The organism is Chitinophaga filiformis (genome assembly GCF_900102545.1).
GTDB lineage: Bacteria > Bacteroidota > Bacteroidia > Chitinophagales > Chitinophagaceae > Chitinophaga > Chitinophaga filiformis.
This window is the reverse complement of sequence record NZ_FNBN01000010.1, coordinates 90,021-105,807: the sequence shown is the minus strand read 5'-3', so window position 1 is coordinate 105,807 and position 15,787 is coordinate 90,021. Positions and strand designations below refer to the sequence as shown.

Below are 15,787 nucleotides of genomic sequence, written 5' to 3'. Positions count from 1 at the left end.
ACTTATGGTTGCATATCACGTAGTATCTTCTTCATATCAATTCCCTTGCCGAGTACTGGTTTGAATATATCACCCATTTCATTGATCCGGGCAACAGCATTGGCAATATTGAAGTCTTTCATCTGTAGTCCCTTTTTTACTTCTTCCCAATGTAAAGGCATGGACACTGTTGCACCTGGCTTTGGCCGTAAGGAGTATGGAGCAGCCAGTGTAGCTTTGGGCCTGTTCTGCAGGTAGTCAACATATATCTTGCCCCGCCTGTTCTGTGTCATACGCTCTATACTGGTAAATGCAGGCAAGGCAGCATGTACCTGTGTAGCGATCCATTTACCGAACAACTGGCATTCATCGTAAGTATATTTTGCGTTTAAAGGAATGTAGATATGGATGCCGGTGGAACCAGATGTTTTGCAATATCCAGGGGCTTTGATACTGTCAAGAACTTCTTTGGTGACAAGCGCTGTTTCTATTACCTGCTCAAAGGTATTCTTTTCTGTTGGATCCAGATCAATAATACACCAATCGGGGTAATCCGGTTTTTGTATCCTGCTGTTCCAGGGGTTCATTTCAATGCTGCCCAGGTTAGCCATATATAACAGGCTGGCTTCATCTGTACCCACCATGAAGTTTTTGTCTTCCCCATCACTGGTATGATAGGGAAAGGTCTTGATCCAGTCGGGCGCTTTCCCTGTTACATCTTTCTGATAAAAGCTCTTGCCTTTTATGCCGTTGGGAAACCTGTTGAGCGACTGGGGCCGGTCTTTCAGATATGGTACAATGTATTGCGCAACCTGGTAATAGTAATTCAGCATGTCCCGTTTGGTGAATTTCTCTTCCGGCCAGAATATTTTATTAAGATTGGAAAACTTCAGTTCATGTTTATTGATCTTCCTGACTTGTGTATCTTCCGATGGATTGAGTAAGGTTTTACGGTTACCGCCAATCACGGGTGTTAATAGCTGTTGCGAAATAGCGGTACCCGTTTTCTTTGCTGCTTTTTTAACCGGCTGGGGGGCTTCTCTGATTACATCTTTTGCTGCCTTATCTTCCCGCATACCTTCGAATGAAGGGTGACGCATTACACCATCAGAAGTGATCTCTGCATAACTTACTTCGCATACCAGCTCCGGCTTTAGCCAGGTGGCTACTGCCTTCGGAGGATTGGGCCTGAAGCGGGAAGGTTTATTGACATCAGGAACCGTTGTAAAGGGAGATTTTTTGATGGTCAGCGGTTTGAATAACTGCATCATTTCCTTCTGTCTGGCGGAGGAAAACCCAGTGCCTATTTTACCGGTATATTGCAATTTACCATCATCAAACACACCTACCAGCAATGAGCTGAAAGGCTTGGAAGAGTTTTCATTACGGGTGTATCCGCCTATCACTACTTCATGTCTTTTATTGATCTTGATCTTTAACCACTCCGTTGTGCGTATACCGGGATAGTAAAGACTATCTTCCTTTTTGGCAATAATTCCCTCCAGTCCCAGTGAGGTGGCTGCTGATAGAAACTCTGAAGGAGAAGTATGAAAGCCGGCGCTGAACCTGATAATATCCGGAGCCGGAAATAGCTTTTCTAACAATTCCCTGCGCTGTATCAGAGGTAACTGTGTAAGGTCATACCCATTCAGCCACAAAAGATCAAATACATAATAGATCAATTCACCATCGGCTTCACTTCTCCAGTTTTGCAGATCACCGAAACTGGAAGTCCCGCTTTCATTGAGCACCACTATCTCTCCATCAGCTACTGCATTAATGTTCCATGCCTTTAACGCATTGTGCACAGGATAGAATTTCTCATCGAATGATTTATTGTTGCGTGAAATGAGTTGTACTTCTCCTTTATTCAGCAAGGCGATAGCACGATACCCATCCCATTTTACCTCATACATCCATCCCGGCTCTTCTACTGGTTTTTCTACCAGTGTAGCCAGCATGGGCGATACCGTAGCAGGGAACTTAGCCTTTGTGCGTCCCGCGGGTGTTGAAGATGAGGACTTTTTACGCATATACAGATAAGCTCAAAGATCTTACCAGTATATGCTCCAGCAATCTCATGAGCACTCGTTCAGCCCGGTTTTTGAAAGAGAGTTTTTAACAAAGTTCAAGAGAGATGGTAAAACCCAAATTCCACATTGCAGGATTAGGATGTTCTGCGGGATGCCTGGACGTCTTAAGAATATTCTTTAGCAATTTACCGGAAAGAACCGGTGTCGCCTACGTAATCGTACAGCACTTATCAAGAAGTTATAAGAGCATGCTTGATAAACTGCTGCAACCGCGTACCCGGCTGCCGATAGTACGTATAGGTCATGATACGAAAATAGAACCTGACCATATCTATTTGATGCCGGAAGGTAAATTTGTTCAGATTGAAGATGGTGTATTCAAGCTTATTCCACGGAGGCCTGAGCAGATCGTTAACTATGCTGTAAACATTTTTTTAAAGTCGCTCGCTGTTTATGCCGGGTCCAAAGCAATAGGTATTATTCTGGCGGGTATGGGCTGGGATGGCCTGGAAGGGGCAAGGGCGATAGACGAGCATGGAGGTAAGGTGTTTGTACAGGATCCTTCATCTACTTTATTCAAAGGTATGCCGGAGGCGACAATCAGAGGAAATAATCCTGCCGCAGTAATGCAACCTACTGAACTGGCGCGAATGATGGCGAAGCTCTGTCAGGGAAACGAGGATAGTGGCAAGGATATGGAGATCGCAAGTTAATTGTCTGCCTGCAATCCTCTTCTTCTTGCAATGCGATAATAGGCAGATGGGATCAGTATGCGCAGCAAGTACAGTAAGTGTTCGCTTTTGGCAATGATCACATGCTTCTTTTTATGGCTGATGGCCTTCAGTATTCTGACAACGCATTCATTGACAGGAATGCCATTCAGCTGGCCTTTGTCCATCTTGTCATAAGGTGCTCCGTCTCCTGTTAGTGCAGACAGGGATAATCCTGTTTTAATCCTGCCGGGACTTACAATAGTCACATAAAAGTTGTCCAGGGTATGTTCTACCTGCAGGGTTTCAAAATATCCTTTCAATGCATGTTTGGAAGCAGCATAACCACTACGCAATGGAAAGCCCATCAGGCCCGACATACTACTGATGGCTACCACATGTCCATGACCCTGTCTTTTGAAATGAGGTAACAGGTACTGGGTAAGGGTCAAAGGGCCGAAGAAGTTAACAGCCATCAACTGATGGTAGACAGCCAGCTGTGTATCAACGGCCGCAGAGCGTTGTCCCACACCGGCTGAATGAATAACAATATCAATATGTCCGTGGATGCTGATGGCACGCTCTACTACCTGTGGCAGTCCTGCGTTGTCAGTCATGTCAGCTGGCAGTATGGTACAACGGGTACGATTTTCCACCAGTTCTTCCAGTGATTTTAAAGCGGTATAGTCGCGGGAAGTAATGATCAGGTGTGCCCTATGTAACGCTAAGGCTTTTGCCAGTCCGGCCCCGATACCGGAGGAGGCGCCAATGATCCATACCACTTTATGCTCGAAATTCATATTGCTGAATGATTTGAAGGTGCCGCAAAGCTACGCTTTTACTATTGATCGCTGAAACCGGCCACTGGCGGACGGTTTGATCAGGTTCCATATATTTCGTATATTCCTGTTCTGATCGTCGGAATTATGGTGGAGACAAATTACCACGAGAAAGAATTACTGCAGAGTATTGCAGATGGCAATGAAACTTCTTTTACCCGTTTCTTCAGGGCCGTAGCCCCCTTGGTATATGCTGACCTGGCTGTTGTCCTGAAAGGAGATGAGCGCTGTATTAACGCTGTCTTACAGGAAACCTTCATTATTGTCTGGCTGCACAGGGACAAGCTGGCCCTTGTAAAAGACCTGGACGCCTATCTCCGCTCTGTAGCCCTGCAGGAATGTTATAATTATCTGCAGGATACATCCTCCGTTGAACCCCTTCCTATACCACAATATGAGGAGGAAGTCCCTCCCGAAATACAGCATTACAAGGCTTATCAGTCCCTTATCCATGATACGATCCTATCACTGCCGGAGCAGCGGAGGTTGATCTACGAAATGCACCGGCTGAAGGGGATGTCTCCCGCCCAGATAGCAGCTGCCATGCAGCTGTCAGTAGACACTGTGACTTATGCCATCAACGCCGTACATCAGTCGGTGAGGCAATGCCTCAAGGATGTGGCGCATAGCAGTGTAACGTCCCGGCATAACCAATGGGTCGTGGAGCAAACGAAGCTGCTGGAGGAATATCCTCCGGTTATTTTCCCCTTTGATGAGCATTGGATGCCGATGGCATCAAAAGCGATGGCGATTGACCGTCCTATTCCGGCAGATAGTACCCCGTTGATCAGGCGACTCTATTCCCACCGCCTTAATTATCTGTACGCCATTATTGCACTCGTGTTCCTGATAGTGGGGCCAGGGCTTTACCTGATGGTAATGCGCTCGGAGAGATCCGCGTCTTTCAGGGCCATCTCTTCTTCCGGGCAACATAAGTCCAGGAATACCCTGCCTGATGGTACCGAAGTGTGGATGAATACGGGCAGCGCTGTCAGGTATCCTGCTACTTATAGTGTAGCAGGAAGGGTGGTGGAAGTGGAAGGAGAGGCCAGTTTCCGGGCGAACAGCAGCACCGGGCAGCCTTTTCATATCCGCGGTTATGAAGTATATGCAGACGTAACAGGTACTCATTTTAATATACATGCCTATACCACCCCTTCACATTTGGTGATTACCGCCCTGGGAAGTCCTGTCAGGGTGCAGACGGAAGGTAAAGACCTGTCCCTGCGCCCCGGCCAGCAGGTAGATATCACCCAGGAAGGCTCCCTCAAAGTCACCCCGGCCGATACAGCGGCCATTGCCAGCTGGAAAGAGGAACTCAAATAAACGGGGGTTTCAACCCCGGGGATAATAAAACCGGAATAAGTGTAATTTTATGGTAGATAATACCAGGGCCAGGAATAATTTTCTTTTAAAAGTTATTGGTTTATAGTTGTTTATATAGCTGTGGGATTCTTATCTGGAAAATATTTTATACCTCAGGCAACCTTTCTTTCAAGGTTCCGTATTTAGAAGGTATATAGAACAAGTGAGCCTTATTGAAAAGCATTGGAACAACTGACTACCATAATACAGGGGTGCATTAATAAACAGCCCAGATGCCAGAAGTTATTGTATGAGCAATACTATGGCTATGCTTTTAAGATTGTGTTCAGGTACATATACCGGTATGAGAATGCCAAAGATGTGGTAAACGATGGCTTTGTGAAGGTGTTTACCCGTTTTGACAAGTTCAGTTGCGAAGAATCAGAAGACCAGGAAAAGATGTTGATGGGATGGATCAGGAAGATCATGGTCAATACGGCGATCGATGAACTGAGACGGAAGAACATGATACCTGAGATCGGAGGCATACCGGAAGAGGTATGGGATGTGCCGGACGTGGGACAATCTGCGGAGCAGCAATTATATTACAAGGAGTTGATTGTACTGGTCAAAGAACTGCCACCATCCTATCAGGTGGCTTTCAATATGTATGTAATTGATGGGTTCTCCCACCAGGAAATTGCTGATAAGCTCAACATCAGCATTGGGACCTCCAAGTCTAATCTGGCAAAAGCGAGGGCGTATTTACAGAAAAAATTAAACACAGATATACCTGAAATAGACGTATGCAGCTCCTAGACGACGATATGGACGAACTATTCCGCAATGCGGCCTCAGACTATCCCCTGAACACAGGCGGAGGAGACTGGGAAGCTATGCGGAACAGGTTGCAGCAGGCTGAGAACACTCAGCAGGGGACGGCTACAGGCGGGCGTACCGGTCGCTGGTGGTTCAGGCGTGGTCTCTTTGGGATCATGACAGTCATTCTGCTGATTACAGCTGTTAAAGGCCTGTATAACGGGGAACGTCTTCATTCCGGAGATGAGGGTCTGGCATTACAGCATCCTGACCAGCAACTTGTACCGGTGAACAATCACACTAACGCTAACAGTGTGCAACCTGTACAGGAAGCAGACAATAACAATGACGTACAGACAAATCAGCATAGTGAAGACGCTATAAATGGAAGCCAGCTAATGGTAAACAGGGTTGGTACCGGTAACCATCATCAGGACACATATGAACATGTAGTCAGGAATGATAAGCAGGAGGTTACAGTAAAAACTGAACAACATACCCGTAACCAATTGACAAAAGGGGACAGTGAACAATACTCCGTGAACAGGAACACAGGGAATAGCACTGTACGCGCCAGCGTAACACAGGATATTCCCAACAGCAGTTATCCTGCTGCCAGGCCGGGGATAACTGCTGTTAATACTACTTCACTGAGCCTTGATGGTATCCATGGAAGAGCAAACAGGGAGATGTATCCGCAAGTGAATATTCTGCATGCAAACAGGATCAGGATACCTGTTGCTCCAAAGTCTGACAGCAATGCTACTGTGCAGGCTCCAAAGAAGAAAACGGAACCAGCTTCTCTGAAGAAAGGATTGTATTACGGATTGATTGCAAGCCCTGATATAACCACAGTGAAATTTCAACGTACTTCCAATGTGGGCTATAACGTAGGACTGGTTGCCGGTTACAGGTTCAGTAAAAGACTGGCAGTGGAAACCGGGGTGATATATGAACGTAAATACTATTACTCAGACGGCAAATACTTCGATCCTAAAAAAACGTCATGGCCAAGCGACATGAAGGTGTTGGCTGTGGATGGATGGTGTAATATGTATGAAATACCGCTGAATGTGCGGTATACTTTTGCAATAGGGCCTAAGAGCAGTTGGTATGTAAACGGTGGGATGTCATCGTATATCATGAAAAAACAGGGATATAATTATAGTTACGAATACTATGGAACTTATGGAGACCGGGATTGGGTGTATAAGAAAGCCACTAAAGACTGGGTCTCAAATGTACACCTGGGCGTTGGCTATGAACGCCCTGTAGGAGTATTAGGAACCCTGCGGGTGGAACCATATGCAATGATACCTGTAAAAGGTATCGGTGTTGGAAAACTGCCTGTAACGAGTGTAGGCATGAACATTGGCCTCACTCGGCCATTACGGCTTAAATAAGAACCGTATTTAATAAGACTTATAACATGACGCGAAGAAAATTGATCATTCTCGCCGGGGCATTGCTTTGCCTTATAGCAGCGGGAACAGGATACTATTTGTACAATAAGCCAAGGACTACTGCAGCAGAGTCGCGCACAGATAAACATATCAGTGCGCAGCAATTGTATGAAGCATTTGCCAGTAATGAACAGCAGGCCAACAGCAATTATGTGAATAAGGTGGTGGAAGTGAAAGGCACTGTAACGGATGTACAGAAAACAGGAACATCAATATCTGTATTACTCGCAGGTGGTGCAGGGGGCGTGAATTGTAGTATTGTACCGGGAGAAGAGAAACAACTTCCAAAAGTAGGGGAGTCAGTGCTGATCAAAGGATTGTGTACAGGAATGCTGATGGACGTAAGTATTGTCGACGCAACTATTATAAATAACAAGTAACAACACTGATCATGAAAAAACTACTGTTTCCTTTATTCGCAATTGCTATTGCATGCACAACGACTATCGTTTCCTGCTCGAAAGATAATGAACAGGATGTCACTAACAACAATCCTCCCGGTGGTGGCGGCGGCGATAATAGCTGCGATACCGCAAATATGAAGTATACAGCCAACATATTACCTATCATCAGTGGTAGCTGTTATAGCTGTCATGGTAATGGTAACGTAAGTGGTGGTGTATCATTAGGTAACTATGCCGGCGTGAAAGCACAGGTTGATAATGGTAATCTCCTGCACGTAATCAATCATGATGCCGGTTATCCTGCTATGCCACAGGGTGGTTCTAAATTGTCTGATTGTAATATCAACAAGATCAGGTCCTGGATTAATCATGGTGCATTGAATAACTAAACTGTAGTAAAGATGAGAACCATATGCTTTATTGTACTGGTTTGTCTGTCTTACCTGCCCATGCAGGCGCAGACATTTATGACCAGAAACGGGAATGTCAGCTTCTTTTCCAAAACTCCACTGGAAGATATCAAAGCTGAGAACAGCCAGGCTTTCGCGGCCGTAGATCTCACAAAGAAATCCGTCGCGTTTACATTGTTGCAACGGAATTTCCTGTTTCCTAAACAGCTGATGCAGGAACATTATAATGAGAACTACGTGGAAAGCGAAAAGTTTCCTAAAGCACAGTTCAGCGGTACTTTCACCGGTGATGTGCCTAACAAGCCAGGTACTTATAAGGTACAGGTAAGCGGACAGCTCACGCTGCACGGTGTTACACAGCAAATTACCGTACCCGGAGAACTGGAAGTAAAGGATGGAAAGGTGACTGCAAAATCTGCTTTTGCAGTAAAACCATCTGACTTCAATATCAAGATCCCGTCTCTGGTAAAAGATAAGATTGCGTCACAAATTAATATACAAATAGTCGCGGTGTGTCTGCCGGCAAAATAGTTTTGAATATGCAAAAGATAGCCTGTTATATCATATTGTGTTTATTACTTGGAAATGTAGCTGCCATAGCGCAGGATACGAGTCTGCTGAATATGTTGAACCAATCGGAGAATGCTGCTGATAAGCCGCATATCGTAACCGGTACGTTCAAAGCCACACAGCTGGTCAATATGCCTACTGTCGAATCGCCTGGTAAACAAAACCTGCAGTTCCTCATTATGCACCGTTTTGGTAAGCTGAATGAAGGTGCTTACGAGCTGTTCGGACTGGACAATGCTTCTATCCGCTTTGGTCTGGATTATGGCATAACTGACAGGTTATCCGTAGGCGTAGGCAGAAGTTCTGTTGACAAAGCATTTGATGGTAATATCAAGTATAAGATATTACGTCAGACCACCGGTTCTGTACCTGTTTCAATCAGTCTTTATGAACTTGTAACACACTATACACAGCGATATACGGATAAGAGTTTTCTGAATACGCGTTTCCGTACCAGTTATACTTCCCAGCTACTCATAGCCAGGAAGTTTTCAAGTGCTCTGTCCCTGCAGGTGGCGCCATCATGGACGCATTACAACCTCGTAGCTACACCACAGGATAACAATGACATCTTTGCCATCAGTGCAGGTGGCAGAATGAAGTTCACCAAGAGAATGAGTTTTACAGCCGAATACAACTATCTGTTACCTGATCAGGTAGTGTCAACCAAGGCATATAATTCACTTTCCCTCGGAGTAGACATTGAGACAGGTGGACACGTATTTCAACTGGTATTCACCAATTCCAATGGAATGATCGGACCTTATTATCTGTCTAAAACAAATGGTAGCTGGGGTAAAGGGGATATCTTCTTCGGATTTAATATCTCGAGGAATTTCAACTTCAGAAAGTAAAGAAAGGAATTGATCACTGCTTCACCGCAGTTAAAAGCATAGAACGTTCTAAGAGAACCATTAGGGATAGATAGGATAACAAACCTATGCCAACAGGTTTGGCCGGCAGGTTGAGAAAAGCAGTCGTTCATCAGAACACCGCTTTCCCCAGCCTGCCTGGCTTTTTATAGTGAGTTAAGCTTTTGTCCACACAGTGGTGCGGCCCAGTAGTGTAATACCGATGTAACCTTTGATCTGTAATATATTTCCCTTGAACTTCATCACACAGCTATATGTCTTGCCACTCTTGGGATCATAGATCTTTCCGCCTTCCCATTCTCCGTCATCATAAGTGAAGTTGGTCAGCAATACCAGGTCCTGTAGTTTACGGCTCCTCAGTTTCGGATCAGGGTTCTTGATATCTGTTCTCGAGCTGCCATCCGGTTCATACATATTCTTACCCCAAACCAGCTTGCCAAAATATTTGCTGCCGCTTTTATAGATCTCGATCTTACCATCTTTTTCTTCGTTCAGCCAGGTGCCGAGTATCTTATCTCCCGCATTACTTTGTGCGAAAATGCTACCTGCAGTAAGCAGTACTGTAAACAAGAAAAGAGTGAGCTTTTTCATTGTTAAATGTTTAAAAAGGTGTTTTAGGGAATCCGACCATACCGGTTTAATAACAACTGCAATATTCAGGCCGTTCCCTGCAACCGGGTGACAGCTTTCTATAATTGTCGCTTATCACGGAAAGTAATATAACTCAATGGTTTCGTGTATACCCTGCCTGTTAGAGCTAGATTAATTTATCATCATATTATATTTATATTGTAATTATCTCTATATTAGGAACAGGATTGTGCTTAGTTAGTGGATGACCACCATTGGAATCCATCTAGTTCCCAGTTACTTATGAATCGAATTGCCATTGGATTATTGAAAGCTTTGTCGCCGGTATTTTTTTTTGTATCATCAACATTAGCACAAAAAGGATATATCTACGTACATGTCAGTGCACTAAACGAAGAATCGTCTCCTGATTTTCAGTTCACTATGAATGGAGGCCCAACGATCATTCCGGACTTTTACCTGAATGATCAGCCGTTTGTGCCCGGCCGTATCTACGATATAGGGACCAGTCATGGCATCACTGCTAACGGGCTGGGAGACGGAGAGTTATGGGCATCCCTGGAAGCATCCGGAGAAATTTATCACAGGATAGCTGGCAGCAGCCAGTGGACGGCTACCGGTTTTACGGGTACCTCGCTGGATGGCGCAGGACCCGGACAGTTTGTTGACGTAGATGCTAACGGTAACGCATATTTCTTTGATGGTAGTAATCAGCAGGTTATCTATACAGCAGCTGCACACGGCGGACTGAAAGCAACAGATATCACTTATGGTGAGGGACGTATTGCTATTGTGACAGACGATGGCAGCATCTGGAAAAATGACGGAGTATCAGCTCCTTATACTGACGCCTGGACAATACTGGCTCCTACAGGTACTGGCGCCAGCCGGCTGGATATGTTGCCCTCCTCCGGACAGATCGTTTATTACTGCACCAGCGGAACAGTTTTTACATTACCATTTACAGGAGGGATAGCTACGAACATTGGTAGTCCCGGTACTACAGATGTTGCGGTTGATGATGATGGAACGATCTATGCCAATGGCAATAAATGGGGCGGAGGCCTTACCTGGATACCTGATGCAACAGCTTATACATTCTTTAATCATATGACTGCTGGTCCTGCAGGACAGGCATGGTGTACATCTGCTGCATCCAATGCTGCGGGAACAATTTATACACGCACACCTCAAAGCATCTGGATAGATGATGAAAGGCCGCGTCTTCCTTATAAAGGCAATGCTGTTATACTACCTGTAGATGCAGGCAGTTATACTTTGTCAGCAGTAACACCTGTGGGTTGGAGCCTGGAAAGTATTACACTGTATGATCCTACAAATAATTCAACTGTAGCTGTCAGCACTGCCCAGTCAACAATAAATGTAGCAGCAGGGGAGGTGGTACATGTTATAGCACGTGGAGCATTGCTGACGCCCATTGCCATATCGCAGGCATGCGGCGTTATATCAACAGAAGATTTTGGCACTGCATCTACAGCACCTGTAGTCACTACATCTTACCACTATCAGAATAACAACAATATCGGTGATGGTTACTATGCCATCGCAACAGCAGACAATGCGGGAACACTCACGGATCATACTACCGGCACAGGCAATATGATGCTTGTGAATGGTGCTGCGCAGAAGGAAGCTTTTTACCGGAAAAGGCTTACCAACCTGCTTCCGGGCCAACCGTACAAACTGAATTTCTGGATAGCGAATATCAATCCGACAGCTCCTGTTAAACCAGAAATCCTCGCAGGACTGACAGGTACAGATGGTGTGGTGATCTCTTCTTTCAGTACAGGAGCTGTTACCAGTAGCAGTTGGACCGCATATACATTTACATTTAATGCGCCTGGCAATACTGCTGATATCTTCCTGCAGAATAATGCCAATGGTAGTAACGGGAACGATCTCGCTTTGGATGATATCTCGATTATCCCCATGGCGGGTGTACTGCCTTCCAGCACGCTGACACCTGCCACGCCGGGTATCTGTGCAGGCACTTCCTGTACTATTGCCAATTCTACACCCGGAGGTGTATGGACCACCAATAATCCCATAGCAGCTACTGTGGATGCTACAGGGAAAATAATAGCAGTCAGCGAAGGGTATGCTGATATTACCTATACGGTAACAGATGCTACAGGATGTCTGGCTACCGCTATCACTACCATGACGATATATGCGCGGCCAACAGTGACTGCAACTGTGGGCAGCAACAGCATTTGCACAGGAGATTCAGTGACATTATCTGCAACCGCCGCTAATACTTTACCACCTTATATTTATCAGTGGTCATCGTCTCCTGCCACCGGTGGAGCTATTACTGATGATAAAGCACAAAATACTACTGCAGCGCCTTCAATTGCTGGCAGCAGCTTCACGTATATTGTCGCCGCTATAGATGGACGCGGATGTACTTCTTCCGCCGCTACTGATGTTGTGACCATTAATACACCACCTGTTGCAACTATCACTTATCCGGCAGATCTCTGCGCGGCAGGTATTGCTGTTGTGGCCCGGACTGGCACAACGGGTGGTACCTACAGTGGTACCGCTGGATTAAGCATTGATGCGACTACCGGTACAATAGATCTGCAGAAAAGTACAGCAGGTGCGCATACTATCACTTATACATTCAATGATGGGCAATGTACAGGTACTGCTACTGCCGATATTAATATTCATGGTTTACCACTTATCGCTGCTATTACAGGTGGCCCTGTTGTGTGTGAAGGACAAAAGATTACGTTAAACAATACTACCGCAGCAGGTGCATGGAGCAGCGATAATATCACTATCGCTACTATCGATGCCACAGGGACAGTAAGCGGTATATCGGCAGGAACGGCTGTTGTTACTTACACCGTGACAGATAATTATGGTTGTACCAACACTACAGATATCAACATCACAGTGAATGCGCTTCCAAAGGCAACAATCGCCTACGGACGAGCTGTATACTGTTTCACTGGTACTGCCGATGTAATTCAGGCCGGTACTACCGGTGGTACATTCAGTGCCGGCGCCGGACTGGCCATTGATGCGCAGACAGGAAGACTTGATCTCAGTGCAAGTTCGCCTGGTATGTATACCGTGAACTACACTTTCACAAATGGTGCCTGCGCAAATAGTGCCACAACGACGGTGACGATAGAAGGAAAGCCTGTTGTAGCACCGATTACCGGTAACAATATGATTTGTGTTGACAGCCATGGCACTACTTTAAGTAGCGCTACCATTGGTGGTACCTGGAGCAGCAGTGATAACAATGTACTGGTGGTGGATGCTATGGGACATGCCACAGGGACAGGACCCGGTACAGCAATTGTCATCTATGAGATCACTTCAGCCAGTGGATGCACCAATAAGACTGATTTTACAATGGTAGTACCGCCATTGCCAACGTTCACTGCAGTTACTACACCTGCAACCTGCAGCTACGGCAGTGATGGAAGTATTGTCGTACAGGCGCCCGGCAACGGTTATAAATATGCTTTGATGGAAGCAGGCGACTGGAAAACAGAGAACACATTTTCCAACCTGGCAGCAGGCGATTACAATGTGCAGGTGATGGATGAGAAAGGGTGTATATCTGCGCCGGAAATTGTCACTGTAACGGCTCCAGCTCCTATTGGATTGATCGTAACACCAAAAGATATTACCTGTCATGGCGAAAATTCAGGCTCCCTTTCACTGAATGCTGTAGGGGGGACACCGCCTTACCGTATCGCATGGAGCACAGGCGCCAGCAGCATTAAGATCACTAATCTGCCGGCAGGCGATTACAGTGTAACGGTGACAGATAAGAACGGATGTACATCATCTATCAATGTAAAACTGACAGAATTATTTCCTGTATTCCTGGTCGATGATCCTGTAAAACAGGATGGCGGCTTGCTGACCATTGCAGGAAAAGCAATGCCACGTGCTGATATCCTCGTCACTTATCCTGATGGTAGTTTCACTACCACACATACTGATGGCAAGGGCAATTTCAGCACACTCTCTCCAGCTGTAGTGGGAACAGGAATCATCACCATCACCGTAACAGATCCTTTTACAAAGGGTACCTGTACAAAGAGCATCAAGTATAACAACAGTACTGTTGCTGACCTGTCCATTATCAAATCCATTACAATTGCAGATGCGCCAACAATAGGAGATGAAGCGACTTTCACTATCACCGTGAACAATAAAGGACTGGACCATGCTACACAGGTGATCGTGACAGATGATATTTCAAATATGCTGGAAGATGTGGTGAATATTACTACTACTGGTGGTAATACTACATTCAATACCCGCACGCGACAAGTAGTATGGAACATCGATACAGTTTATGTAAATAAACCTTTGCAATTATCATTCACTACCCGTATTACGAGAGGCGGATGGTTGGAGAATACGGCAATCGTCTCTGGTCAGGAACCAGATCCTGATCAGGACAACAATACGGCGAGTATTAAGCCCGTGGAGGTTTCTCCTGATCTCTATATTCCCAATGTGGTAACAGCTAATGGCGATGGTAAGAACGATTATTTCATGGTAAGAGGCATAGAGCAGTATCCGGGCTCTGTACTTGAAATATATAATCGTTGGGGCAACCAGGTGTACTACTCCGGCAATTATAGTAACAACTGGGGAGGAGCTGGATTATCCGCAGGGATCTATTATTATGTTCTTAAGATCAATATGTCCCGTACTGTGAAAGTATATAAGGGATACATAGAGCTGATCCAAAAATAATGTTATGAAAGGTGGTTGTTTACTGTTCATTTCTTTGTTGCTGACCTGCATTGCGCAGGCACAGCAGGATGTGCAGTTCAGTCAGTATGTTTTTAATGGTCTGAGTGTAAATCCTGCCTATGCCGGATACAGGGAAGAGTTATACCTGCATAGCACCTATCGTCAGCAGTGGGCCGGTTTCCAGGGCGCGCCGCAAACAGGTACTGTTGCGCTGGATGGCGTTACAGATGTATACACAAAGAGAGTCGGATTAGGCGGACAGGTAACGTGGGACCGTCTTGGTCCGCAGGAGTCTATTTCTTTGTATGGTTCTTATGCTTACCGTATCCCTTTGGCGAATGACAGCCGTTTGTGCATTGGTCTGGGTGTGGGTGTAACACAATATGCAGTAGATGGCAGCTCGCGTAAATATGTAGATGCAGACGATCCCGCATTGACACTTGGCAAACAAAGTACACTTGTACCGGATGCCCGTTTTGGGATCTATTATAATACTTACAGGACCTTTATAGGCTTCTCCATTATGGACCTGTTCTCGGCTTATACAGGTGGTAAGATGTACTTCGGTAATGGTACACTGTATTCTACGCTGCGTAAATCGCGGCATATCTATCTCAGTGGTGGTACTGTGGTGTATCTGACGGATGATGTAAAACTGAAACCTTCATTGATGATCAAAGAAGACCTGAAAGGGCCTACCAATATCGACCTCAATGTTTTTGTATTGTTGCAGGAGCGGCTATGGCTGGGTGCTTCCTATAGGGCAGGTGTAAACCTGTGGGGAAAAACAGCATTAACCTCATCGGTAGATCCTGGTACCGCTGTGAGCCTGATGACAGAAGTATTTGTATCAGATAATATGCGGCTTGGGTATTCCTATGATCTTTCTACAAATGGGATATCGCGCTACCAGCGAGGTTCCCATGAGTTGTCTATCGGCATCTTATTTCCGCACAACAACAAAGCAGACAATACACGGTGTCCGAGATATTTCTGATAAACCCTTGATTTGTCCTATAGAATCCGTACTTAAT

13 protein-coding genes are annotated in these 15,787 nt (G+C 45.5%); 10 read left to right on the top strand and 3 right to left on the bottom strand.

Annotated elements, in window-relative coordinates:
- Nucleotides 1-2: 2 nt before the first annotated feature.
- Nucleotides 3-2,012, bottom strand: coding sequence for a DNA ligase D (ligD, locus tag BLR32_RS29375; protein WP_245705551.1), 2,010 nt, complete (start codon nt 2,010-2,012; stop codon nt 3-5).
- 104 nt (nt 2,013-2,116) lie between these two features.
- Between ligD and BLR32_RS29370 the strand changes: the two genes are divergently transcribed.
- Nucleotides 2,117-2,725, top strand: coding sequence for a chemotaxis protein CheB (locus tag BLR32_RS29370; RefSeq protein WP_089837442.1), 609 nt, complete (start codon nt 2,117-2,119; stop codon nt 2,723-2,725).
- Here BLR32_RS29370 and BLR32_RS29365 read toward each other — a convergent pair.
- A complete protein-coding gene (locus tag BLR32_RS29365) occupies nt 2,722-3,522 on the bottom strand; it encodes an SDR family oxidoreductase (RefSeq protein WP_089837440.1) in 801 nt (266 codons plus the stop codon). The two genes, BLR32_RS29370 and BLR32_RS29365, sit on opposite strands and share 4 nt — an antisense overlap.
- 126 nt (nt 3,523-3,648) lie before the next feature.
- Here BLR32_RS29365 and BLR32_RS29360 point away from each other — a divergent pair, with 126 nt between their 5' ends.
- From BLR32_RS29360 to BLR32_RS29330, 7 genes are all read left to right on the top strand, one after another.
- A complete protein-coding gene (locus tag BLR32_RS29360; RefSeq protein ID WP_089837439.1) occupies nt 3,649-4,887 on the top strand; it encodes a sigma factor-like helix-turn-helix DNA-binding protein in 1,239 nt (412 codons plus the stop codon).
- 222 nt (nt 4,888-5,109) lie between these two features.
- A complete protein-coding gene (locus BLR32_RS29355) occupies nt 5,110-5,685 on the top strand; it encodes an RNA polymerase sigma factor (protein ID WP_089837437.1) in 576 nt (191 codons plus the stop codon).
- Nucleotides 5,673-7,088, top strand: a complete 1,416-nt coding sequence (locus BLR32_RS29350; RefSeq protein ID WP_089837435.1) for an outer membrane beta-barrel protein — start codon at nt 5,673-5,675, stop codon at nt 7,086-7,088. Before BLR32_RS29355 ends, BLR32_RS29350 begins: the two co-directional genes overlap by 13 nt.
- A 26-nt stretch (nt 7,089-7,114) precedes the next feature.
- Nucleotides 7,115-7,528 carry an OB-fold protein gene (locus tag BLR32_RS29345; RefSeq protein ID WP_089837433.1) on the top strand — a complete coding sequence of 138 codons (414 nt, stop codon included), beginning with the start codon at nt 7,115-7,117 and terminating at the stop codon, nt 7,526-7,528.
- An 11-nt stretch (nt 7,529-7,539) separates the two neighbouring features.
- A complete protein-coding gene (locus tag BLR32_RS29340; protein WP_089837431.1) occupies nt 7,540-7,941 on the top strand; it encodes a c-type cytochrome in 402 nt (133 codons plus the stop codon).
- Nucleotides 7,942-7,953: 12 nt separating this feature from the next.
- Nucleotides 7,954-8,493, top strand: a complete 540-nt coding sequence (locus BLR32_RS29335; protein ID WP_089837429.1) for a YceI family protein — start codon at nt 7,954-7,956, stop codon at nt 8,491-8,493.
- 8 nt (nt 8,494-8,501) lie between these two features.
- The gene (locus BLR32_RS29330; RefSeq protein WP_089837427.1) at nt 8,502-9,386 is read left to right on the top strand and encodes a DUF5777 family beta-barrel protein; all 885 of its coding nucleotides are present in this window, start codon (nt 8,502-8,504) and stop codon (nt 9,384-9,386) included.
- A 174-nt stretch (nt 9,387-9,560) separates the two neighbouring features.
- Here the strand turns inward: BLR32_RS29330 and BLR32_RS29325 are convergent, their stop codons facing one another.
- Nucleotides 9,561-9,995, bottom strand: a complete 435-nt coding sequence (locus BLR32_RS29325) for a DUF2147 domain-containing protein (protein WP_089837425.1) — start codon at nt 9,993-9,995, stop codon at nt 9,561-9,563.
- 282 nt (nt 9,996-10,277) lie between these two features.
- On the opposite strand from BLR32_RS29325, the gene BLR32_RS29320 reads away from it, so the two are divergent.
- On the top strand, nt 10,278-14,753 hold the full coding sequence (locus BLR32_RS29320) for a T9SS type B sorting domain-containing protein (RefSeq protein ID WP_089837423.1): 4,476 nt from the start codon (nt 10,278-10,280) through the stop codon (nt 14,751-14,753).
- Nucleotides 14,754-14,757: 4 nt separating this feature from the next.
- Complete coding sequence (locus tag BLR32_RS29315; protein WP_089837421.1) at nt 14,758-15,750, top strand: PorP/SprF family type IX secretion system membrane protein; 993 nt, start codon at nt 14,758-14,760, stop codon at nt 15,748-15,750.
- Nucleotides 15,751-15,787: the final 37 nt, after the last annotated feature.